This window comes from Paraburkholderia sp. FW306-02-B (assembly GCF_058782725.1).
In genome coordinates this window covers 1,334,808-1,355,486 of record NZ_JBYSXZ010000001.1, presented here as the reverse complement: position 1 = coordinate 1,355,486, position 20,679 = coordinate 1,334,808, and the positions used below count along the sequence as shown (strand labels likewise).

Below are 20,679 nucleotides of genomic sequence, written 5' to 3'. Positions count from 1 at the left end.
TCATCCGCCCTTTATTTCCAGATATTCAACGGCGACATGATCCAGAAGCCGACCACGATGAGCCACACCACGCAGACCGGAATGAAAATCTTCCAGCCCAGACGCATGATCTGGTCATAGCGATAGCGCGGGAACGTGGCACGCGCCCAGATGAATACCGACAGCAGCAAGAAAACCTTGGCGACGAGCCAAACGATGCCCGGGATAAACGACAGGAAGCCGAACGGTGCGCTCCAGCCGCCGAGGAACAGTGTTGCAGCCAATGCCGAGATCACGATCATGTTGATGTACTCGGCGAGGAAGAACAGCGCGAACGCCATCCCCGAGTAATCGATCATGTGGCCCGCGACGATTTCCGACTCCCCTTCCACCACGTCGAACGGGTGACGGTTCGTTTCGGCGATGCCCGAGATGAAGTACACGACAAACATCGGCAACAGCGGCAGCCAGTTCCACGACAGGAAGTTCAAGCCGTAGCCGGCGAAAATGCCGCGCTCCTGCGAAGTGACGATGTCCGACAGATTCAGGCTGCCCGAGGTCATCAGCACGACGACCAGCGCGAAGCCCATCGAAATTTCGTACGAGACCATCTGAGCTGCGGCGCGCATGGCGCCGAGGAACGCATACTTCGAGTTCGACGCCCAGCCGGCCAGGATCACGCCGTACACGCCGATCGACGAAATCGCGATCGCGTACAACAGGCCCGCGTTGATGTCGCCGAGCACCGCGCCCGCCTGGAACGGAATCACCGCCCAGACCGCGAAGGCCGGCACCACCACCATGATCGGCGCGATCAGGTAGATCCAGCGGCTTGCCTGGGCCGGCTGAATCACTTCTTTCAGCAACAGCTTCAGCACGTCGGCGATCGGTTGCAGCAAACCTGCGGGGCCGACGCGGTTGGGGCCGAGACGCACGTGCATCCAGCCGATCAGCTTACGCTCCCAGAGAATCAGGTAAGCCACGCACAGCAGGATCACGACGGCCACCACCAGGATGCGCACCAGTGCCCACACCGTGGGCCATGCCACACCGAGAAGCTGGGTGCCGCCCGAGTTGATCGTATCGAACAAGCTCATTTACGCCTTCTCCACCACCAGTTCACCGAACAGGCTGCCCAGCGCTGCACCGGCAGGCGTAGCCGCCGATACGCGGACGACCGTCTCCGCAAGATTCGCGTCGCGCACGGCCGGCAACTGCACCGATTGCTCGCCCTGGCGCACGCGCACTGCGTCGCCTTCCTTCAAACCCAGCTTGTCGAACAGCGCAGCCGGCAGACCGGCAGAATTCGCGGCGCGTGCCGCCGCCGTCAGATGCAGCGACTCAGCGCGACGCACCAGCGCGTCAGCGTGGTAGATCGGCACATCGGCGATACGCTCGAACTTGCCTTCTGCTGCCTTGGCCGTCTTGCCGCGTGCGACCGTCACGCCGGTCTTGTTCGACAGCCGCGATTTGAGCTCGCCGTCGCCGAGCGCCGCCGTGCGTACCTCTTCCGACGTGTCGAATTCAAAGCCCGGCACGCCCAGCAGGCTGCCCAGCACACGCAATACCTTCCATGCCGGACGCGTATCGCCGAGCGGACGCACGACGCCGTTGAACGTCTGCACCGTACCTTCGGCGTTGACGAACGTGCCAGCCGTTTCCGTGAACGGTGCGATCGGCAGCAGCACGTCGGCGTAGTCAGCGCCCGTCTGGAACGGCGACAGCACGACAACCATTTCAGCCTGGTTCAGCGCGGCCAAAGCCTGCGCCGGATTGGCGGTATCGAATTCCGGTTCGACGTTCAGCAGCACGTAACCCTTGCGCGGTTGCTCGAACACTTCGCGAGCGTTCAGACCACCCTCGCCCGGCAATACGTTGACGATATGCGCGCCGACCGTGTTCGCCGCTTCCGTGAGGAAACCGAGCGTCGCGCCAGTCGCGTCTGCAATCCATTGCGCCGCGGCGTGAACGGCGGCGAAGTCCGGATGATGGACCGCGCCGTTGCCGAGCAGCACTACGCGGCGTTCGCCGGTGGCGAGCGACTTCGCGACCTGTTTGTGGGCGTCCGTCGGCTGCGTGCCGGCGAAAGATTCCGGCAGCGCCACGCCGTTTGCTTGCGCGACTGCAGCGGCGATGCCGGCGAGCTCGTCGAGCCATGCCGAGGGAGCCGCGACCACGCGTTGCGCTTGCGGAATCAGTGCGTCGTCGTTGGTGGCCTGCACGAGCGTCAGCTTCGCGCCGCTCTTCGCGGCCTGGCGCAGACGTGCGGCAAACAACGGATGATCGCGGCGCAGATACGAACCGATCACGAGCGCCGCATCGACGTTCGACAGATCGGCGATCGTCGTGCCGAGCCACGGCGCACCGTTGACGGGCGCGGAGAAATCCGCCTGACGCAGACGGAAATCGACGTTAGGCGTGCCGACCGCTTGCGCGAGTTGCTTCAGCAGGAACAGTTCTTCGACCGTGCTGTGCGCGCTGCCAAGTGCGGCCAGCGCGTTCGCGCCATGGTCGCCCTTGATGCCCTTCAGGCCCTTGACCACGTATTCAAGCGCGGTTTGCCAGTCGGTCTCGACCCACTTGCCGCCTTGCTTGAGCATCGGCTGCGTGAGACGTTCCGGGCTGTTCAGACCTTCGTACGAGAAGCGGTCCTTGTCCGAAATCCAGCATTCGTTGATGGATTCGTTTTCGAACGGCAGAACACGCATCACGCGGTTGTTCTTCACTTGCACCACGAGGTTCGCGCCGACGGAATCGTGCGGGCTCACCGACTTGCGGCGCGACAGTTCCCACGTGCGGGCGCTGTAGCGGAACGGTTTGCTGGTCAGCGCGCCGACCGGGCACAGATCGATCATGTTGCCCGACAGTTCGGAGTCGACCGTCTTGCCGACGAACGACGTGATTTCCGAATGCTCACCGCGGCCCAGCATGCCCAGTTCCATCACGCCGGCGATTTCCTGACCGAAACGGACGCAACGCGTGCAGTGAATGCAACGCGTCATCTCTTCCATCGAGATCAGCGGACCGACATTCTTGTGGAACACGACACGCTTTTCTTCGCTATAACGCGACGACGACTTGCCGTAGCCCACCGCCAGATCCTGCAACTGGCACTCGCCGCCCTGGTCGCAGATCGGGCAATCCAGCGGGTGATTGATCAGCAGGAATTCCATCACGGCTTGCTGGCCCTTCACCGCCTTCTCGGACCTGGTGCGCACGATCATGCCCGCCGACACCGGCGTGGCGCATGCAGGCACGGCCTTCGGCATCTTTTCGACATCGACCAGACACATCCGGCAGTTGGCCGCAATCGACAGCTTCTTGTGATAGCAGAAGTGAGGAATGTACGTGTCGACCTTATGCGCAGCCTGGATCACCATGCTGCCTTCAGGCACCTCTACTTTCTTGCCGTCTATTTCAAGTTCAACCATGATGGTCAATCTTCCTTAACCTGTTACCGCTCAATCGTTCGCCCTGTTCATCGCCCGTTTCAGGCAATGAATCCCGCGGTTGACGTGTTCTTCTGGTGCGTACCGGCAGTACTTAAGCAGCCACTGTTTCCGGCGCCGCTGCCGCACCGGCGTGACCGCCGACGAGGCAGTGCTTGTGAGCGACGTGATATTCGAATTCGTCCCAGTAGTGCTTGAGCATGCCGCGCACCGGCATCGCCGCTGCATCGCCGAGCGCGCAAATCGTGCGGCCCATGATGTTTTCAGCGACCGAGTTCAGCAGATCCAGATCTTCCGGACGGCCGAGCCCATGCTCGATACGATGCACGACGCGGTACAGCCAGCCGGTACCTTCGCGGCACGGCGTGCATTGACCGCACGATTCTTCGTAATAGAAGTACGACAGACGCAGCAGCGAGCGCACCATGCAACGCGTCTCGTCCATCACGATGACCGCGCCCGAACCGAGCATCGAACCGGCTTTCGCGATCGCGTCGTAGTCCATGTCGGTCTGCATCATGATGTCGCCCGGAATCACCGGCGCGGACGAGCCGCCAGGAATCACGGCCTTGATCTTCTTGCCGCCGCGCATGCCGCCGGCGAGTTCCATCAGCGTGGCGAACGGCGTGCCGAGCGGAATCTCATAGTTGCCCGGACGCTCGACGTCGCCTGCGACCGAGAAGATCTTCGTGCCGCCGTTGTTCGGCTTGCCGATTTCGAGGTAATTCTGCGGACCGATTGCGAGCAGGAACGGCACCGCGGCGAACGTCTCGGTGTTGTTGATCGTGGTGGGCTTGCCGTACACGCCGAAGCTCGCCGGGAACGGCGGCTTGAAGCGCGGCTGGCCTTTCTTGCCTTCGAGCGACTCGAGCAGCGCAGTTTCTTCGCCGCAGATATAAGCGCCGTAACCGTGGTGCGCATGCAGTTCGAACGAGAAACCCGAACCCATGATGTTGTCGCCGAGGAACCCGGCACGGCGTGCTTCGTCCAACGCCTCTTCAAAGCGTTTATAGACTTCCCAGATTTCGCCGTGAATATAGTTGTAGCCGACCGTAATGCCCATCGCGTACGCGCCGATCGCCATACCTTCGATCAGCGAGTGCGGATTGAAACGCAGGATGTCGCGGTCTTTGAACGTGCCCGGCTCGCCTTCGTCCGAATTGCAGACGAGGTACTTCTGCCCGGGGAACTGACGCGGCATGAAGCTCCACTTCAAACCGGTCGGGAAGCCCGCGCCGCCACGGCCGCGCAGACCCGACGCCTTGACGTCGGCGATCACCTGCTCAGGCGGAATCTTTTCTTCCAGAATGCGGCGCAGCTGGGCGTAACCACCGCGCGCCACATAGTCTTCGAGATGCCAGTTGTCGCCGTTCAGGCCGGCAAGAATCAGCGGTTTGATGTGACGATCGTGTAAAGACGTCATTTCGAAAGTTCCTCGAGCAGCTGGTCGATCTTCGCGCGGCTCATGAAGCTGCACATGCGATGGTTGTTCACCAGCATCACCGGCGCATCGCCACACGACCCCATGCACTCACCTTCTTTCAAGGTGAACTTGCCGTCCGCCGTGGTTTCGCCGAAGCCGATGCCGAGCTTCTGCTTCAGATATTCAGCAGCGCTGTCGGAACCGCCGTCCGGGCCGAGCTGGCACGGCAGGTTCGTGCAGAGCGTGATCTTGTACTTGCCGACCGGCGAGGTCTCGTACATCGTGTAGAAGGTAGCCACCTCCTGCACGGCGACTGCCGGCATGCCGAGATAGTCCGCGACGAACTGCATGAGTTCGGGCGACAGCCAGCCATGCTCTTCCTGAGCAGTGGCCAACGCCGACATCACGGCGGACTGTTTCTGATCGGCGGGATACTTCGCGATCGCACGATCGATTTCTTTCAGGCCTTCAGCTGAGATCATTTTCAGACACGACTCTTTCAATTCCTACCGAACGAAAACCTGTCGCGCGTTACATGTTGCGACAGACCCGGCGTTCCTTTGCTTGACGCGCGCTTCGGTGCAATCTGAAGACGCGCGCCGATGAATACGTCCTAGCGATCCACTTCGCCGAACACGATGTCCTGCGTGCCGATGATCGTCACGGCGTCGGCGATCATGTGACCGCGCGCCATTTCATCGAGAGCGGACAGGTGCGCGTAGCCCGGTGCGCGAATCTTCAGGCGATACGGCTTGTTCGCGCCGTCCGAGATCAGGTAGATACCGAACTCGCCCTTCGGATGCTCGACGGCTGCGTATGCTTCGCCTTCTGGCACGTGGAAGCCTTCCGTGAAGAGCTTGAAGTGGTGAATCAGCTCTTCCATGTTCGACTTCATGCCGACGCGCGACGGCGGCGCAACCTTGTGATTGTCGACCATCACGGGACCGGGATTCTTACGCAGCCAATCAATGCACTGTTTCACAATCCGCGTGGATTGGCGCATTTCTTCGACGCGAACCAGATACCGGTCATAGCAATCGCCGTTTACGCCGACCGGAATGTCGAAATCCATCTTGTCGTAGACTTCATACGGCTGCTTCTTGCGCAGATCCCACTCGATACCCGAGCCGCGCAGCATCGCGCCGGTCATACCGAGTTGCAGCGCGCGCTCCGGGCTGACCACGCCGATACCGACCAGACGTTGCTTCCAGATGCGGTTGTCGGTGAGCAGCGTTTCGTACTCGTCGACGCACTTCGGGAAACGCGTGAAGAAATCGTCGATGAAGTCGAGCAGCGAACCCTGGCGGTTCTCGTTCATCTTCGACAATGCCTTCGCATTGCGGATCTTCGATGCCTTGTACTGCGGCATTGCGTCCGGCAGGTCGCGATACACGCCGCCCGGACGGTAATAGGCCGCGTGCATCCGTGCGCCGGACACCGCTTCGTACACGTCCATCAGGTCTTCACGTTCACGGAACGCATACAGAAACACCGCCATCGCGCCGACGTCGAGCGCGTGCGCGCCGATCCACATCAAGTGGTTCAGCACGCGCGTGATCTCGTCGAACATCACGCGGATGTATTGCGCGCGGACCGGCACTTCGATACCGAGCAGCTTTTCGATCGCCATCACATAGCCGTGCTCGTTGACCATCATCGACACGTAGTCGAGACGGTCCATGTACGGCACGGACTGGATAAACGTTTTGGTTTCGGCGAGCTTTTCGGTCGCGCGATGCAACAGGCCGATGTGCGGATCGGCGCGCTGAATGACTTCGCCGTCGAGCTCGAGCACGAGGCGCAGCACGCCGTGCGCTGCCGGATGCTGAGGGCCGAAGTTGAGCGTGTAGTTCTTGATCTCTGCCATGGCGTTCTCTTAGTGTTTCAGACCGCCATAGCGATCCTCGCGGATCACGCGCGGCGTGATTTCCCGCGGCTCGATCGTCACAGGCTGATAGACGACGCGCTTCTCTTCCGGGTCGTAACGCATTTCGACATAGCCGGAGACAGGGAAATCTTTACGGAACGGGTGACCAATGAAACCGTAGTCGGTCAGGATGCGGCGCAGGTCCGGGTGACCCTCGAAGACGATGCCGTACAGGTCGAATGCTTCACGCTCGTACCAGTTGGCCGAATTCCAGATCTCGACGACTGAAGGGATAATCGGCACTTCGTCGTCTGGTGCGAACACGCGCAAACGCAGACGCCAGTTGTTCTGCACCGACAACAAATGAAGAACAGCCGCGAAGCGCGGGCCTTCGTAGGCGCCGTCGGCGTAGGTCTGGTAGTCGACGCCGCACAGATCGACCAGTTGCTCGAAGCCAAACGAGCGGTCGTCGCGCAGACGCGTTGCCACATTGAGGTAATCGCTCGCCTTCACGACGATCGTCAACTCACCGATTGCCTCGGTGGTGCTCAGCAGGAGGCCGCCAAAGGCCGCCTCGAGGTTCGCTTTCAGAGTCTCGAGTTTGCTTGCCATATTGTGGGGGAGGCGTTGGCCTTATTGACGGGCGATTGTGTTGGTGCGGCGGATCTTGGCCTGCAACTGGATCACGCCATACACCAGCGCTTCAGCAGTAGGCGGGCAACCCGGCACGTAGACGTCGACCGGCACGATCCGATCGCAGCCGCGCACTACCGAATACGAATAGTGGTAGTAGCCGCCGCCGTTCGCGCACGAGCCCATCGAGATCACCCAGCGCGGCTCGGCCATCTGGTCGTAGACCTTGCGCAGAGCCGGCGCCATCTTGTTGCACAGCGTGCCGGCGACGATCATCACGTCCGACTGACGCGGACTGGGACGAAACACCACGCCAAAACGGTCGAGGTCATAACGGGCAGCACCCGCATGCATCATCTCGACCGCACAGCACGCAAGACCGAACGTCATCGGCCACAACGAGCCGGTGCGCGTCCAGTTGATCAGTTTGTCAGCCGTGGTGGTGACAAACCCTTCCTTCAAGACCCCTTCGATACTCATTTGCTTTCCACTCCAGACGGGGCGGCAAGCCTTGGCCACCCACGCAAACCGGCGATTAATCCATCATTCCCAGTCGAGGCCGCCCTTCTTCCAGATATAGGCGAAGCCCAGCAGGAATTCGAGCAGGAAAATCATCATCGCCATGAAGCCCGGCCAGCCGATGTCGCGCAGAGCTACACCCCACGGGAACAGGAACGCGGTTTCAAGATCGAAAATGATGAAGAGAATGGCGACGAGGTAATAGCGCACATCGAACTTCATGCGCGCGTCTTCGAATGCCTCGAAGCCGCACTCGTACGGTGCGTTTTTCTCGGTATCGGGCTTGTTGGGACCGAGGATCTTGCCAATACTGACCAGTGCTACGCCTAAACCGGTGCCCACAACGAGGAACAACAAGACGGGGAAATAGGCTGCGAGGTTCAAGACTATCCTCAATCGGTTGGTTCTGAGTGCCGTCAGGAGCATAGCACTTCTGACGCGAAATCACTTCGGCATGCTCAACGTCGCAAGCACAACGCAAGCAGCGCGCCAGAAGTGAAAATGCCAGCCGGAGCGAAGCAAGCGGCTGGCATTCGATAACATTGGTGCCGACGGCGAGACTCGAACTCGCACAGCTTACGCCACTACCCCCTCAAGATAGCGTGTCTACCAATTTCACCACGTCGGCACTGCATGCAATCCGGGAAAACAACTTATAAAACCCGCGAATCGCTTCAAGACTTGAATTGTAACTGGTCTAAACAGTTTGTTCAACGCACAAAAGGCACTTTGTACGAAAATTTATTTCGGCACGTCCGTAGCCGGGACGGATGCCGCCGATGCCGGCAATGTAGCCGAACCGCCTGCCGGGGCAGACGCAGCGGAAGCCGCGACCGGTGCAGTCACAGCCGCGCCCAGCAGGCCTGCGGACGGTTTCGAACGATACGCGCCGAGGTACGTGAGCGTCAACGTCGTGACGAAAAACACCGCCGCGAGAACCGCCGTTGTACGCGACAAAAAGTTCGCCGAACCCGTCGCGCCGAACAGGCTGCCTGACGCGCCGCTACCAAAAGCAGCGCCCATATCGGCGCCCTTGCCGTGTTGCAGCAAGACGAGGCCGATAACCCCGAGCGCCGACAACAACTGAACGACGATAATCAATGTTTTCAAATACAGCATCACACTCACCTGAGTCTTTATTTAACCGCGCCACACAAAGTGTGCCGCGCGGGATTGGGTCATCCTCGCCGAGGCGCCCTGCTTAACTGGCGACGCTTGCCACGCCTGCCGCTTTGCAGATCGCCAGGAAATCCTGGTCTTTCAACGACGCGCCGCCGATCAGGCCACCGTCGATATCCGGCTGACGGAACAATTCTTCCGCGTTCTCCGGCTTCACGCTGCCGCCATACAACAGCGGCACATCCGCAACAGCCGCGCCCTTTGCTGCAAGACGCGACCGCAGAAACGCGTGGACTGCCTGCGCCTGCTCCGACGTCGCGCTCTTACCGGTGCCGATTGCCCAGACCGGCTCATACGCGACAACGATGCGCGCCGCGTCTTGCGCCGACAATTTCGCCAGCACTTCATTTAATTGCGCGCCGACTACCTGCTCGGTCGAACCGGCCTCGCGCTCTTCGAGCGTTTCGCCGACGCAGACGATCGGCGTCAAACCCGCTTCCAGCGCACGCTGCGTCTTCACCGCCACCAGTTCCGCGCTTTCGCGATGGTAGGCACGGCGCTCCGAATGCCCGACGATCGCCAGCGACGCACCGAAATCCACAGCCATCTGTGCGGCCACTTCGCCGGTATAGGCACCGTGCGTGAATGCGGACACGTCCTGCACGCCCCACACGACCCGGCTGCCTTCCAGCAACGATTGCGTCTGCGCGAGATACGGACACGGCACACAGACGCCGACGCGCACATCGGCCGGCAATTCGCCGACGCCCTGCGCTACCGCCTGCAACAGCGTTGCGTTGTCGGCGAGGCGCCCGTGCATCTTCCAGTTACCGACTACCAGTTTGACTCGTTGTTTCGACATCGTCTCGTCTTGTCGTGGCGGCGGACTTCGCGTGGCGCCATGTTAGCGCCTTGATTGCGCCGACAGCCCGCCTTCAGATTCATGCGGCGTGCGCAAAACGCGCAATTTTACTGCGTGGGGTGGATCGGGTCAAACCGACCGTGTCAAGCGTCCTGACCCCAAGTCAATACGATCTTGCCGACGTGCGTGCTGCTTTCCATCAGCGTATGCGCCTCGGCAGCCTGTGCGGCCGGAAACACACGATGCACAACCGGCTTGATGCGGCCATCCTCGAGATGCGGCCACACGCGCTCTTTCAGTTGCGCGGCAATCTTCGCCTTGAATTCGATCGGCCGCGGACGCAACGTCGAGCCGGTCACCGTCAATCGGCGGCGCAGCACTTCGTTCAGATTCAGTTCCGCCTTCGCGCCGCCCAGCAACGCAATCAGCACGATTCGGCCGCCATCCGCCAAGGCCGCCAATTCGCGCGGCACATAGCTGCCCGCCACCATATCGAGGACCACGTCGACGCCGCGATCGTTGGTCAGCGATTTGATGACTTCGACGAAATCCTCAGTCTTATAGTTGATCGCACGCTCGGCGCCGAGCGCTTCGCACGCGCGGCATTTGTCTTCCGAACCCGCCGTGGCGAACACGCGAAAACCGAGCGCATGCGCAATCTGGATCGCCGTCACGCCGATGCCGCTCGAGCCGCCCTGCACCAGCAGCGTTTCATTCGGGCCGCCTTCGCCCGCGCCGAGCTGCGCACGGTCGAACACATTGCTCCACACCGTGAAGAACGTCTCCGGCAGCGACGCGGCCTCGACATCCGACAGGCCGGCAGGCACCGGCAAACATTGCAGCAGCGGCGCGGCCGCATATTCGGCGTAACCGCCACCCGCCAGCAACGCGCACACGCGATCGCCGATTTTCAGACCGAACGGATTGTGTTTCTCGTCGATCGCGCCGCCGACGATCTCGCCCGCCACCTCCAACCCCGGCAGATCCGATGCGCCCGGCGGCGGCGCATAGCCGCCCTTGCGCTGAAACACGTCCGGACGATTGATGCCGGACGCCGCCACCTTGATCAGCACCTCGCCTGCCTTCGGCTGCGGCATGGGCCGCTCCGCCAGCTTCAGGACTTCCGGTGCACCGAATTCAGTGATTTCGATCGCTTTCATCTGCGTCAACTCCAAGGTTTGGATTGCGTTGCACACCAGCGCGAATCGCCCCCAAATCGCCGCGAGCCGCCATGAGCAAATAGAGTACCCGTTTGCAACGCAATCCACCCTGCACCCTGCAAGAAAAACGGCCGGCGCGCATTCGCGCCGCCGGCCGTCGCCCTGCTACCGCATTACTGCGGCGTCGGTTCGCCTTGCGGCGCGCCGTTTGCACCTTCGTTCAGCAACGCCTTGGCCGACAAACGCACGCGACCCTTTTCGTCCGTCTGGATGACCTTGACCTTCACTTGCTGGCCGTCCTTCAGGTAGTCGTTGATGTCCTTGATACGCTCGTTGGCGATTTCGGAGATGTGCAGCAGACCATCCTTGCCCGGCAGGATGTTCACAATCGCGCCGAAATCGAGCAGCTTGAGCACGGTGCCTTCGTACACCTGACCCACTTCGACTTCCAGCGTGATGTTCTCAATACGCTTCTTCGCTTCGGCCATCCCTTCGCTGCTCGTGCTGGCGATGGTGACGACGCCGTCGTCCGAAATATCGATCGTCGTGCCGGTTTCTTCGGTCAGCGCGCGGATCACCGAACCACCCTTGCCGATCACGTCGCGGATCTTTTCCGGATTGATCTTGATGGTGATCATGCGCGGTGCGAACTCCGACAATTGCGTGTTCGCGCCCGACACAGCCGAGGTCATCTTGCCGAGGATGTGCATACGGCCTTCCTTCGCTTGCGCGAGGGCGACCTGCATGATTTCCTTCGTGATGCCCTGGATCTTGATGTCCATCTGCAGCGCGGTCACGCCTTGCTCGGTACCCGCCACCTTGAAGTCCATGTCGCCGAGGTGATCTTCGTCGCCGAGGATGTCGGTCAGCACGGCAAACTTGTTGCCCTCGAGGATCAGGCCCATCGCGATGCCGGCGACGTGCGCCTTCATCGGCACGCCGGCGTCCATCAGCGCGAGGCAGCCGCCGCACACCGAAGCCATCGACGACGAACCGTTCGATTCGGTGATTTCCGACACCACGCGAATCGAGTAGCCGAATTCGTCGGCGCTCGGCAGGCACGCAGCCAGCGCGCGCTTGGCCAGACGGCCGTGACCGATTTCACGGCGCTTCGGCGAACCGACGCGGCCCGTTTCGCCGGTTGCGAACGGAGGCATGTTGTAGTGGAGCATGAAGCGTTCGCGGTACTCGCCTTCGAGCGCGTCGATGTTCTGCTCGTCGCCCTTGGTGCCCAGCGTCGCGACAACCAGTGCCTGCGTTTCGCCACGCGTGAACAAGGCCGAACCGTGCGTACGCGGCAGCACGCCGGTGCGGATTTCGATCGGACGGACGGTGCGCGTGTCGCGGCCGTCGATACGCGGTTCGCCATTCAGGATCTGCGTACGGACGATCTTCGCTTCGATGTCGAACAGCACGTTGCCGACGCTTGCCTTGTCCGCCGCAACCGTGCCCGCTGCCGCCGCCTCTTCTTCCAGCTTCGCCGACGTTGCTGCGTAGACTTCCTTCAGCTTGGCCGAACGCGCCTGCTTGTCGCGGATCTGGTAAGCGGCGAGCAGATCGGCTTGCGCCAGTTCCGTCACACGCGCGATCAGCGGCTCGTTCTTCGCCGCCGGTTGCCAATCCCATTCCGGCTTGCCGCCTTCACGGACCAGATCATGGATCGCGTCGATCGCGATCTGCATTTGTTCGTGGCCGAACACCACGGCGCCGAGCATCACTTCTTCGGTCAGCTGCTGCGCTTCCGATTCCACCATCAGCACCGCGCGTTCCGTACCGGCGACGATCAGGTCGAGTGCCGATTCCTTCATTTGCGGACGCGTCGGGTTCAACACGTATTCGTTGTTGATGTAGGCCACGCGTGCTGCGCCGACCGGGCCGTTGAACGGCAGACCGGAGACGGCGAGCGCCGCCGACGCGCCGATCAGCGCGGGGATGTCAGCGGGGATTTCCGGGTTCAGCGACAGGACGTGGATCACGACCTGGACTTCGTTGTAGAAGCCTTCCGGGAACAGCGGGCGCAGCGGACGGTCGATCAGGCGCGAGATCAGCGTTTCGCCTTCCGACGGACGGCCTTCGCGGCGGAAGAAGCCACCCGGGATCTTGCCGGCGGCATAGGTCTTTTCGAGGTAATCGACGGTCAGCGGGAAGAAGTCCTGACCCGGCTTGGCCGTCTTGGCGCCGACCACGGTCGCCAGCACAACGGTGTCTTCGACGTCGACGATCACCGCGCCGCTCGCCTGACGAGCGATTTCGCCCGTTTCGAGACGAACCTTATGTTGTCCCCACTGAAATTCTTTGACGATCTTATTGAACATAGTCATTGCTTTTCCTCATCGTTATGCCGCGCGGACCAGAAGCGGCGCGGCAACGCCAGGACCGGCGCCGCATGGGAAGAGTAGTGTTATGCCATTCCAGAGAACCACGCTCTACGCGCGCGAACCGCTGGAATGACACAAAGCTCCGCCCCTGAAGCCCGGCCGTGTTTCTCTCTTTTTACTGCCTTTTCCTGCTTTTCCCTGCTTTTTCCTGTCAGCCGCCGCATGGATCATGCACGCCACTGCGGACGACAGACGGCGCGCACCACATGAAGCGCACCGTGCAAAAACAAAATGCCTGTATCAGTGGAACTGACACAGGCATCTTGCTGAACGACTGGCCGATTACTTACGCAGACCCAGCTTCTCGATCAGTGCGCGGTAACGATCCGCGTCCTTACCCTTCAGGTAGTCGAGCAGCTTACGACGGCGGCTCACCATGCGCAGCAGACCGCGGCGGCTGTGGTGGTCCTTCGTGTGGGCCTTGAAGTGAACGGTCAGTTCGTTGATGCGGGTCGTGATCAGCGCGACCTGAACTTCGGGGGAGCCGGTGTCGTTAGCTGCGCGTGCGAATTGCGCAACGACTTCGGACTTCTTGCTTGTTTCAACTGCGGACATGTCGATTTCCTTGAGAACTAGACGGGCGGTCACGGAAGAAAGGCCGTGCCGTGGGTTACCCGTGTGCAATACAACTATCTACAGCCATGCTTCACAACGGGACGCGTATTGTAGCACAGCCCAAACCGGCCGCGAACCCTGCTGCGCCGGGCCGGATCATGGGTGCCTGACTGGCGCTTTACGGCCGTTTCATCCGGCAGACGGTCAGCGGCACAGTACGTTCAGGCGGCGACGCCAGCACCGTGCGAAAGCCGTAGCCCGAGCCTTCGTTATCGAAGTGCACACCCGGCGTGCCCGCCTTGTCCATCTCCATCACATAAAGGGGCTGGATCAGTTGGTGGTCGTCGGCACGCATCCACGACGCGTGGAAGCCGTTATCGAACTTGATGCCTTCTAACGCCTTCGCGACGGCCGTCGGGTCAGCGCTGCCGGCGCGGCCCATCGCCGCGGCCAGGGTTTCGATCATCAGCGGCATGCGCAGCACCGGGTAATCGTCCTGCGCGGCCGGGAAACGGGCGCGAAACGCCGCGTACCAAGCGTCGGAAGCCGCGCCGCCCGCGTTCGGGTGCCAGTCGGCTACCGCGATCACATGCTTGACGCCGGCGTCGCCCAATGCGGCAGGCGCGCCGAGACTATTGCCATAGAAGGTGTAGAACCTGGTATCCAGGCCCTGCTCGCGCGCCGCCTTGACGAGCAGCGTCAGATCGTTGCCCCAGTTGCCGGTGATGACCGCATCCGCGCCGCTCGCGCGAATCTTCGCGATGTACGGCGCAAAATCCTTCACGCGGCCGATCGGATGAAATTCGTCCCCGACGACAGCGATATCCGGGCGCTTCGTAGCCAGCGCCGAGCGCGCGAGGTTGCTGACGTCGTGGCCGAAGCTGTAGTCCTGATTCAGCAGATAGACCTTCTTCACCGATTTGTCGCGCTGGATCACGTCAGCCAGCGCGTCCATGCGCATGCCCGCGTGCGCGTCGAAGCGGAAGTGCCAGAAGCTGCAATTGGCGTTGGTCAGCGCGGGATCGTCGGCGGAATAGTTGAGGAACAACTCACGGTTGTCCGGCTCGCGGCTATTCTGCTTGTCGATCGCGCCGATCAGCGCGGCGGCGACCGCCGAGCTATTTCCTTGCATGATGTAGCCGATATGCCGGTCGGCTGCCGCGCGCAGTTGCACCAGCGCTTCTTCGGTGCTGCCCTTGCTGTCCAGCACAACCAGTTCGAGCGGATGCGCGCCGTCGGCGAACTTGACACCGCCATGCGCATTCACCTGTTCGACGCCGAAGCGCACATTGCGCTCGACCGCCGCGCCCGCATTCGCAAACGGGCCGGACATGCCTTCGATCAGCGCCAACTGAATCGGCTTCCCCGCAGGTTTGTTTGCCAGATCAGCTGCCGGCTCGCTCGCGGCGTGAGCCGCCATCATCGACACTGCCGCCAGAGCCGCTGCCGCCGCCCGCTGCCACTTCGCCACCATCGCCTGCCCCGCCTGAATCGTTCGAAGCGCGGATCATAGGACGTTCAGGACGGAATAAGCAAGCCGGCGAATCCGTTACCCAGATTCCGGCTCAACCTTGCACGAAGCGCAAATCTTTTTGCCGCAGCGCGTGTCAAAATAATGCGGCTCGATGATAAAAACCGCTATTCAAATGCCATCGGAGGAATTCATGTTCAACCGCCACCCATCCACGGCGGCCACGATCGAGGCACCGGTCACTGGGCGCCTGCGCCGTGCGGCGCTCGTCTGCCTGAGCGCGTTGACGCTAGCTGGCTGCGTGCAGCCGTGGCAGCAATATCAGCAAGGCGCGGACGAGTCGACCATCGTCGCGCGGCTCGGCGCGCCACGCGAAAGCTACGATCTGGCTAACGGCGGCAAGCGGCTGATGTGGCCGACCCAGCCGATGGGCGAAACCACCACTGCCGCGGACATCGACGCGTCGGGCAAGATCGTCAACGTGCGCCAGGTGCTCCAACCCAACGAGTTCTATCGGGCCGAAATCGGCAAATGGACCCGCAGCGACGTGCTGGTGAATTTCGGCCGCCCGGTCGAAACCTCGTACTTCCCGCTGATGAAGCGCGAGGTCTGGACGTACCGCTATCTGGAAGACAACGTCTGGTACATGATGTACAGCTTCTATTTCGACGACCAGGGCGTTCTGCGGCTCACACAGAAAACACCCGACCCGCTGCACGATCCGGATCGCCGCAGCCTGTTCTGAGCGCACCCGGATTCAATACGCATGAGTCAAACAGGCCGCCTTCCCGGGCGGCTTTTTTATTCATTTATTGCGCATATCTGTGAATTTTATTTCGCGCACGCTGATTTATTTTTTGATAGAAAGGTTTACGTAAGAATAAGGTTCGGCGCTGACACTCGCTTACCACGTCGCCACGACGCAGGTGCGAATTCCCCGCCGAATCTGCCCCACTTCCGGAGCCGCTATCGATGAACCGTCCCAAACGCCTGCTGGTTGCCAACGTCGCCTGGTCGCAAGAAACCGCCGCGCGCAACCCCAATTTTTTTCGCGATCTGGTGCGGGGCCAAAATCCGCACGTGCTGTGGATCGGCTGCTCGGACAGCCGCGTGCCCGCCGAGACCATCACTCATTGCGAGCCGGGCGATCTGTTCGTTCACCGCAATATCGCCAACCTCTTTCATCCGGACGACGACAACTCCGCAAGCGTTCTCGAATACGCCGTGCAGGTTTTGAAGGTCGGTCACGTGATCGTCTGCGGCCACTATGGCTGCGGCGGCGTGCGCGCGGCGCTGCAGCCGCCGGAACCGCGGCTGCCGCATGTGAATCGCCGGATCGCACCTTTATGCAAGTTGGCGCAAACCCATCGCGAGGAACTTGAAGGGCACGCTTGCGACCATGCCCGCGTCGATCGCCTTGCCGAACTGAATGTGCTCGAACAGGTGCGCCAGTTACGGGCGAGTCCGATCGTGCAGGAAGGCGCGCCGGCGCCGCTCGTGCACGGCTGGATCTTCGCGCTCGGCGACGGGCGCATCAAGTTGCTCACGTCCGGCTACGAAGCCGATGACGCGACGGCCTGCACGGCGGGCGCCCATAGCGCCGCGTAGCACAGAGCACCCGGACTGAACCCGCCTCGGTTTCGCCTTCGCCGTATGCAAGGCAAGGCTCCTCAACTCACTGCACTGCCACCATGAATCTTCGAGCTTTCTTCTCCACGTTCCAGCGCGATCTGTTTGCGGGCACGGTCGTTTTTCTAGTGGCGCTGCCGCTGTGTCTGGGCATCGCCAACGCATCGGGCGTCGAGCCGTTTGCCGGGCTGGTGTCCGGCATCGTCGGCGGATTGGTGGTTGCCGTGCTGAGCGGTTCGCGGCTGAGCGTGAGCGGCCCGGCTGCGGGCCTGGTCGTGATCGTCGTCGACGGGATCGCGCAACTCGGCAGCTTTGCCGCGTTTCTGCTGGCCGTATTGCTGTCGGGCGTCATCCAGTTCGGCTTCGGTATGCTCAAAGCCGGCCGGTTCGCCGCCTATGTGCCGTCGCCGGTGATCAAGGGCATGCTGGCGGCAATCGGCGTGCTGTTGATCGTCAAGCAATTCCCGCTTGCTCTCGGACTGTTCGGCCCGCACGCGTCGCCAGCCTCGCTAGCCGCCGCCCAGGCGAACGGCACGGTCGCCACGCCGTTCGGCTCGATATCGCTCGCTGCCTGCGCGATCACGCTGCTGTCGCTTGCCATTCTGGCCGGCTGGGAAACCCGCGCGCTGCGCCGCTTCGCGCTGGTGCGTCTCATACCTGCGCCGCTCGCGGTGGTTTTGTTTGGCATCGGCGCGACCCTGCTGCTCGGCCTGCTGGCGCCGTCGCTCGCGCCGCCCGCCGAACATCGCGTCGCGCTGCCGCCGCTCGAATCGTTCGCCGCGTTGAGCGTCGCGTTGGAATGGGTCGACTTCGGGCCGCACTTCGCGCAGCTCGTGAACCCCGACGTCTGGCGCGTGGCCATCACACTGGCGATCGTCGCGAGTCTCGAAACGCTGCTCAGTCTCGAAGCGGTCGAGCAGATCGATCCGCAACGGCAAGCCGCGCCGCCGGATCGCGAGTTGAAGGCGCAAGGCATCGGCAATCTGATCGCCGGCGCGATCGGCGGCTTGCCGATCACCTCGGTCATCGTGCGCAGTTCCGCCAATGTGCATGCGGGCGCGCAGAGCCGGCTGTCGGCGATCATCCACGGCATTTTGCTGCTCGTCAGCGTGTTCGCGCTCACCAGCATCATCAACCTGATTCCGCTTGCCTGCCTCGCCGCGATCCTGATCTTCACCGGCTTCAAGCTGGCCAAACCGTCGTTGTTCGTCGCTGTCGCCAAGCAGGGCTTCGCACCGTTTGCGCCGTTCATCGTCACGCTGGCCGGCGTCCTGGCCACCGATCTGCTGATCGGCATCGTGCTCGGCGTTCTGTGCAGCGTGTTGATCGCGTTGTATGCGAACCTGCGCAGCCCGATCGTGCTCGCGCAACACGGCGATCACTATCTGCTGTCGTTTCGCAAAGATGTGTCGTTTCTCGGCAAGGTGCCGCTGAAGCACTATCTGCAACAGATTCCCGATGGCGCGACGTTGATCGTCGACGCGACGCGCGCCGATTTCGTCGATCACGATGTGCGTGAGCTGCTCGACGCGTTTGTCGCCGAAGCGCCGCGGCGCGAGATCGCCGTTGAAGTGCGGCACCAGGCCCAGGCGCAGGCACGCGCGGCGCGCGGCTGGTCGATGCGGCGGACTGCTGCGGAGTAGCCGTCGCGCACGCGACGCACAAAACACGCGCCGCAAACAACGAAGCCCTGCGCTTTTCACGGCACAGGGCTTCGAATGACATCATCGAATCAGGAACGCAGTCAGCGCCCTGCTTCCTCGTTATTCCGAACGCTGCGGATTCAACTTATCCACGTTCGAATACAGCTTGTTGAGCGCTGAGATGTACGCCTTCGCGGAAGCCGCGACGATATCCGGATCGGTGCCCACGCCGTTGACGATGCGCCCGCTCTTCGACAGCCGCACGGTCACTTCGCCCTGCGCCTGCGTGCCGGTGGTAATCGCGTTCACCGAATACAGCAGCAATTCCGAACCGCTGCCGACTTCCGTTTCGATCGCATTGAGCGTGGCGTCGACCGGACCGTTGCCGCGCGCTTCGCCGGTCACTTCCTTGCCTTCGACCGAGAACACGATTTTCGCGTGCGGCTGCTCGCCGGTTTCCGAATGCTGCGACAGCGACAGGAACTTGTAGTGTTCCTTTTCCTGCGCCTCGGCCGATTCCTCGGTCACGATCGCAATGATGTCTTCGTCGAAAATTTCCGACTTGCGGTCGGCGAGTTCCTTGAAGCGCGCGAACGCGGTGTTCAGTTCGCCCTCGCTATCGAGCGCAATACCGAGTTCCTGCAGACGCTGCTTGAATGCATTGCGGCCCGACAACTTGCCGAGCACGATCTTGTTCGCGCTCCAGCCCACGTCTTCGGCGCGCATGATTTCGTAGGTGTCGCGCGCTTTCAGCACGCCGTCCTGGTGGATGCCCGACGCATGCGCAAACGCATTCGCACCGACCACCGCCTTGTTCGGCTGCACGACGAAACCGGTGATTTGCGACACCAGCTTCGAAGCCGGCACGATCTGCGTCGTATCGAGACCGATATCGAGGCCGAAGTAATCCCTGCGGGTCTTCACCGCCATCACGATTTCTTCAAGCGACGTATTGCCCGCGCGCTCGCCCAAACCGTTGATCGTGCACTCGACCTGACGCGCGCCGCCGATCTTCACGCCGGCCAGCGAGTTTGCAACCGCCATGCCGAGGTCGTTATGGCAATGCACGGAGAACACCGCCTTATGCGAGTTCGGAATGCGCTCGCGCAGCGTCTTCACGAGCTGGCCGTACAGTTCCGGCACGCCGTAACCGACCGTGTCCGCGATATTGATGGTGGTTGCGCCTTCGGCGATCACCGCTTCGAGCACGCGGCACAGGAAATCCATATCCGAACGGCTGCCGTCTTCCGGCGAAAACTCGACGTCGTCAGTGAACTTGCGCGCGAAACGCACCGCCAGCTTTGCCTGCTCGAATACTTGATCCGGCGTCATGCGCAGCTTCTTTTCCATGTGCAGCGGCGACGTTGCGATGAACGTGTGGATGCGGAAACGATCGGCGGGCTTGAGCGCGTCAGCGGCGCGCTGGATGTCTTTGTCGTTGGCGCGGGCGAGCGAACAAATCGTGCTGTCCTTGATCAGCCCCGCGATCGTGTGGATCGAATCGAAGTCGCCGTTCGAGCTAGCCGCGAAGCCCGCTTCGATCACATCCACCCTCATCCGTTCCAGTTGCTTCGCGATGCGGATTTTCTCTTCTTTCGTCATCGACGCGCCGGGCGATTGTTCGCCGTCACGCAAGGTCGTGTCGAATATGATCAGTTTGTCGGCCATGTCGGGTCTCCTGAGGAGTCGGTCAATTGTGGGGATCGGATATTGGAATTCGGGGGTTTGCGCCACCGCTGGCGACGCTCAACCACAGACGAGGCAGACGGAGGGCGAAAACGATCAGCGCGGTAGGTGCACTAGCGCTAGCACGCCTAGCGGCGCGCCGGCCTGATGAGGCTCGTGTCGAAACGTGTCGAGAAGCGGGAGCGCAGTCATCCGACAACTATAGCGGCATTCCCGCGATCGTGCAATTGGCGTCACACCTGCCCCTGTGCGGCTTGGAACGCGGCCTGAACAACGAAAAACGGCAGCCCGAAGGCTGCCGTTTTT

Annotated in this window: 18 protein-coding genes and 1 tRNA gene; 3 read left to right on the top strand and 16 right to left on the bottom strand. The window is 61.7% G+C overall.

What is annotated here, in order from left to right; all coding sequences use genetic code 11:
* Positions 1-11: 11 nt before the first annotated feature.
* The 15 genes from nuoH to AC3WOG_RS05880 form a co-directional block, all read right to left on the bottom strand.
* The gene (gene nuoH, locus AC3WOG_RS05950) at positions 12-1,076 is read right to left on the bottom strand and encodes an NADH-quinone oxidoreductase subunit NuoH (protein ID WP_492577119.1); all 1,065 of its coding nucleotides are present in this window, start codon (positions 1,074-1,076) and stop codon (positions 12-14) included.
* Complete coding sequence (gene nuoG, locus AC3WOG_RS05945) at positions 1,077-3,410, bottom strand: NADH-quinone oxidoreductase subunit NuoG (RefSeq protein WP_492577118.1); 2,334 nt, start codon at positions 3,408-3,410, stop codon at positions 1,077-1,079. It lies immediately after the preceding gene.
* Between the two features lie 112 nt (positions 3,411-3,522).
* Positions 3,523-4,851, bottom strand: a complete 1,329-nt coding sequence (gene nuoF, locus AC3WOG_RS05940) for an NADH-quinone oxidoreductase subunit NuoF (protein WP_492577117.1) — start codon at positions 4,849-4,851, stop codon at positions 3,523-3,525.
* A complete protein-coding gene (gene nuoE, locus AC3WOG_RS05935) occupies positions 4,848-5,333 on the bottom strand; it encodes an NADH-quinone oxidoreductase subunit NuoE (RefSeq protein WP_492577116.1) in 486 nt (161 codons plus the stop codon). The genes nuoF and nuoE overlap by 4 nt, the downstream gene beginning before the upstream one ends.
* Before the next feature lie 131 nt (positions 5,334-5,464).
* A complete protein-coding gene (locus AC3WOG_RS05930; protein ID WP_492577115.1) occupies positions 5,465-6,718 on the bottom strand; it encodes an NADH-quinone oxidoreductase subunit D in 1,254 nt (417 codons plus the stop codon).
* 9 nt (positions 6,719-6,727) lie between these two features.
* Complete coding sequence (locus tag AC3WOG_RS05925) at positions 6,728-7,330, bottom strand: NADH-quinone oxidoreductase subunit C (protein ID WP_492577114.1); 603 nt, start codon at positions 7,328-7,330, stop codon at positions 6,728-6,730.
* A gap of 21 nt (positions 7,331-7,351) precedes the next feature.
* The gene (locus tag AC3WOG_RS05920) at positions 7,352-7,831 is read right to left on the bottom strand and encodes a NuoB/complex I 20 kDa subunit family protein (RefSeq protein ID WP_006052903.1); all 480 of its coding nucleotides are present in this window, start codon (positions 7,829-7,831) and stop codon (positions 7,352-7,354) included.
* Positions 7,832-7,894: 63 nt separating this feature from the next.
* Positions 7,895-8,254 (bottom strand): NADH-quinone oxidoreductase subunit A, encoded by a 360-nt coding sequence (locus tag AC3WOG_RS05915; protein WP_013339872.1) that lies wholly within the window; start codon positions 8,252-8,254, stop codon positions 7,895-7,897.
* Between the two features lie 159 nt (positions 8,255-8,413).
* A tRNA-Leu gene (locus tag AC3WOG_RS05910) sits at positions 8,414-8,498 on the bottom strand.
* Between the two features lie 113 nt (positions 8,499-8,611).
* Positions 8,612-8,989, bottom strand: coding sequence for a preprotein translocase subunit SecG (gene secG / locus AC3WOG_RS05905; RefSeq protein WP_492577113.1), 378 nt, complete (start codon positions 8,987-8,989; stop codon positions 8,612-8,614).
* A gap of 82 nt (positions 8,990-9,071) precedes the next feature.
* A complete protein-coding gene (gene tpiA, locus AC3WOG_RS05900; RefSeq protein WP_492577112.1) occupies positions 9,072-9,851 on the bottom strand; it encodes a triose-phosphate isomerase in 780 nt (259 codons plus the stop codon).
* 143 nt (positions 9,852-9,994) lie between these two features.
* Entirely contained in the window at positions 9,995-11,011 is a 1,017-nt protein-coding gene (locus AC3WOG_RS05895) for an NAD(P)H-quinone oxidoreductase (RefSeq protein WP_492577111.1), read from the bottom strand.
* A gap of 173 nt (positions 11,012-11,184) precedes the next feature.
* Positions 11,185-13,332, bottom strand: a complete 2,148-nt coding sequence (pnp, locus tag AC3WOG_RS05890) for a polyribonucleotide nucleotidyltransferase (RefSeq protein WP_492577110.1) — start codon at positions 13,330-13,332, stop codon at positions 11,185-11,187.
* A 339-nt stretch (positions 13,333-13,671) separates the two neighbouring features.
* Positions 13,672-13,944 carry a 30S ribosomal protein S15 gene (rpsO, locus tag AC3WOG_RS05885; protein ID WP_492577109.1) on the bottom strand — a complete coding sequence of 91 codons (273 nt, stop codon included), beginning with the start codon at positions 13,942-13,944 and terminating at the stop codon, positions 13,672-13,674.
* A 178-nt stretch (positions 13,945-14,122) separates the two neighbouring features.
* Positions 14,123-15,418, bottom strand: a complete 1,296-nt coding sequence (locus tag AC3WOG_RS05880) for a branched-chain amino acid ABC transporter substrate-binding protein (RefSeq protein WP_492577108.1) — start codon at positions 15,416-15,418, stop codon at positions 14,123-14,125.
* Positions 15,419-15,608: 190 nt separating this feature from the next.
* Between AC3WOG_RS05880 and AC3WOG_RS05875 the strand changes: the two genes are divergently transcribed.
* The 3 genes from AC3WOG_RS05875 to AC3WOG_RS05865 all read left to right on the top strand — a co-directional run bounded on the left by AC3WOG_RS05875 (position 15,609) and on the right by AC3WOG_RS05865 (position 18,687).
* Positions 15,609-16,160, top strand: a complete 552-nt coding sequence (locus AC3WOG_RS05875) for a hypothetical protein (RefSeq protein WP_492577107.1) — start codon at positions 15,609-15,611, stop codon at positions 16,158-16,160.
* 227 nt (positions 16,161-16,387) lie between these two features.
* Complete coding sequence (locus AC3WOG_RS05870; protein WP_492577106.1) at positions 16,388-17,023, top strand: carbonic anhydrase; 636 nt, start codon at positions 16,388-16,390, stop codon at positions 17,021-17,023.
* A gap of 83 nt (positions 17,024-17,106) precedes the next feature.
* Positions 17,107-18,687: a SulP family inorganic anion transporter gene (locus tag AC3WOG_RS05865; RefSeq protein WP_492577105.1), complete on the top strand. Its 1,581-nt coding sequence runs from the start codon at positions 17,107-17,109 to the stop codon at positions 18,685-18,687.
* Positions 18,688-18,807: 120 nt separating this feature from the next.
* Here the strand turns inward: AC3WOG_RS05865 and AC3WOG_RS05860 are convergent, their stop codons facing one another.
* Positions 18,808-20,355: a 2-isopropylmalate synthase gene (locus AC3WOG_RS05860; RefSeq protein ID WP_492577104.1), complete on the bottom strand. Its 1,548-nt coding sequence runs from the start codon at positions 20,353-20,355 to the stop codon at positions 18,808-18,810.
* Positions 20,356-20,679: the final 324 nt, after the last annotated feature.

What these genes read in the sequence shown, in the direction of transcription:
- nuoH (WP_492577119.1), bottom strand. Translation starts at nt 1,076, where the DNA reads ATGAGCTTGTTCGATACGATCAACTCGGGCGGCACCCAGCTTCTCGGT.
- nuoG (WP_492577118.1), bottom strand. Translation starts at nt 3,410, where the DNA reads ATGGTTGAACTTGAAATAGACGGCAAGAAAGTAGAGGTGCCTGAAGGC.
- nuoF (WP_492577117.1), bottom strand. Translation starts at nt 4,851, where the DNA reads ATGACGTCTTTACACGATCGTCACATCAAACCGCTGATTCTTGCCGGC.
- nuoE (WP_492577116.1), bottom strand. Translation starts at nt 5,333, where the DNA reads ATGATCTCAGCTGAAGGCCTGAAAGAAATCGATCGTGCGATCGCGAAG.
- AC3WOG_RS05930 (WP_492577115.1), bottom strand. Translation starts at nt 6,718, where the DNA reads ATGGCAGAGATCAAGAACTACACGCTCAACTTCGGCCCTCAGCATCCG.
- AC3WOG_RS05925 (WP_492577114.1), bottom strand. Translation starts at nt 7,330, where the DNA reads ATGGCAAGCAAACTCGAGACTCTGAAAGCGAACCTCGAGGCGGCCTTT.
- AC3WOG_RS05920 (WP_006052903.1), bottom strand. Translation starts at nt 7,831, where the DNA reads ATGAGTATCGAAGGGGTCTTGAAGGAAGGGTTTGTCACCACCACGGCT.
- secG (WP_492577113.1), bottom strand. Translation starts at nt 8,989, where the DNA reads ATGCTGTATTTGAAAACATTGATTATCGTCGTTCAGTTGTTGTCGGCG.
- tpiA (WP_492577112.1), bottom strand. Translation starts at nt 9,851, where the DNA reads ATGTCGAAACAACGAGTCAAACTGGTAGTCGGTAACTGGAAGATGCAC.
- AC3WOG_RS05895 (WP_492577111.1), bottom strand. Translation starts at nt 11,011, where the DNA reads ATGAAAGCGATCGAAATCACTGAATTCGGTGCACCGGAAGTCCTGAAG.
- pnp (WP_492577110.1), bottom strand. Translation starts at nt 13,332, where the DNA reads ATGACTATGTTCAATAAGATCGTCAAAGAATTTCAGTGGGGACAACAT.
- rpsO (WP_492577109.1), bottom strand. Translation starts at nt 13,944, where the DNA reads ATGTCCGCAGTTGAAACAAGCAAGAAGTCCGAAGTCGTTGCGCAATTC.
- AC3WOG_RS05880 (WP_492577108.1), bottom strand. Translation starts at nt 15,418, where the DNA reads ATGGTGGCGAAGTGGCAGCGGGCGGCGGCAGCGGCTCTGGCGGCAGTG.
- AC3WOG_RS05875 (WP_492577107.1), top strand. Translation starts at nt 15,609, where the DNA reads ATGTTCAACCGCCACCCATCCACGGCGGCCACGATCGAGGCACCGGTC.
- AC3WOG_RS05870 (WP_492577106.1), top strand. Translation starts at nt 16,388, where the DNA reads ATGAACCGTCCCAAACGCCTGCTGGTTGCCAACGTCGCCTGGTCGCAA.
- AC3WOG_RS05865 (WP_492577105.1), top strand. Translation starts at nt 17,107, where the DNA reads ATGAATCTTCGAGCTTTCTTCTCCACGTTCCAGCGCGATCTGTTTGCG.
- AC3WOG_RS05860 (WP_492577104.1), bottom strand. Translation starts at nt 20,355, where the DNA reads ATGGCCGACAAACTGATCATATTCGACACGACCTTGCGTGACGGCGAA.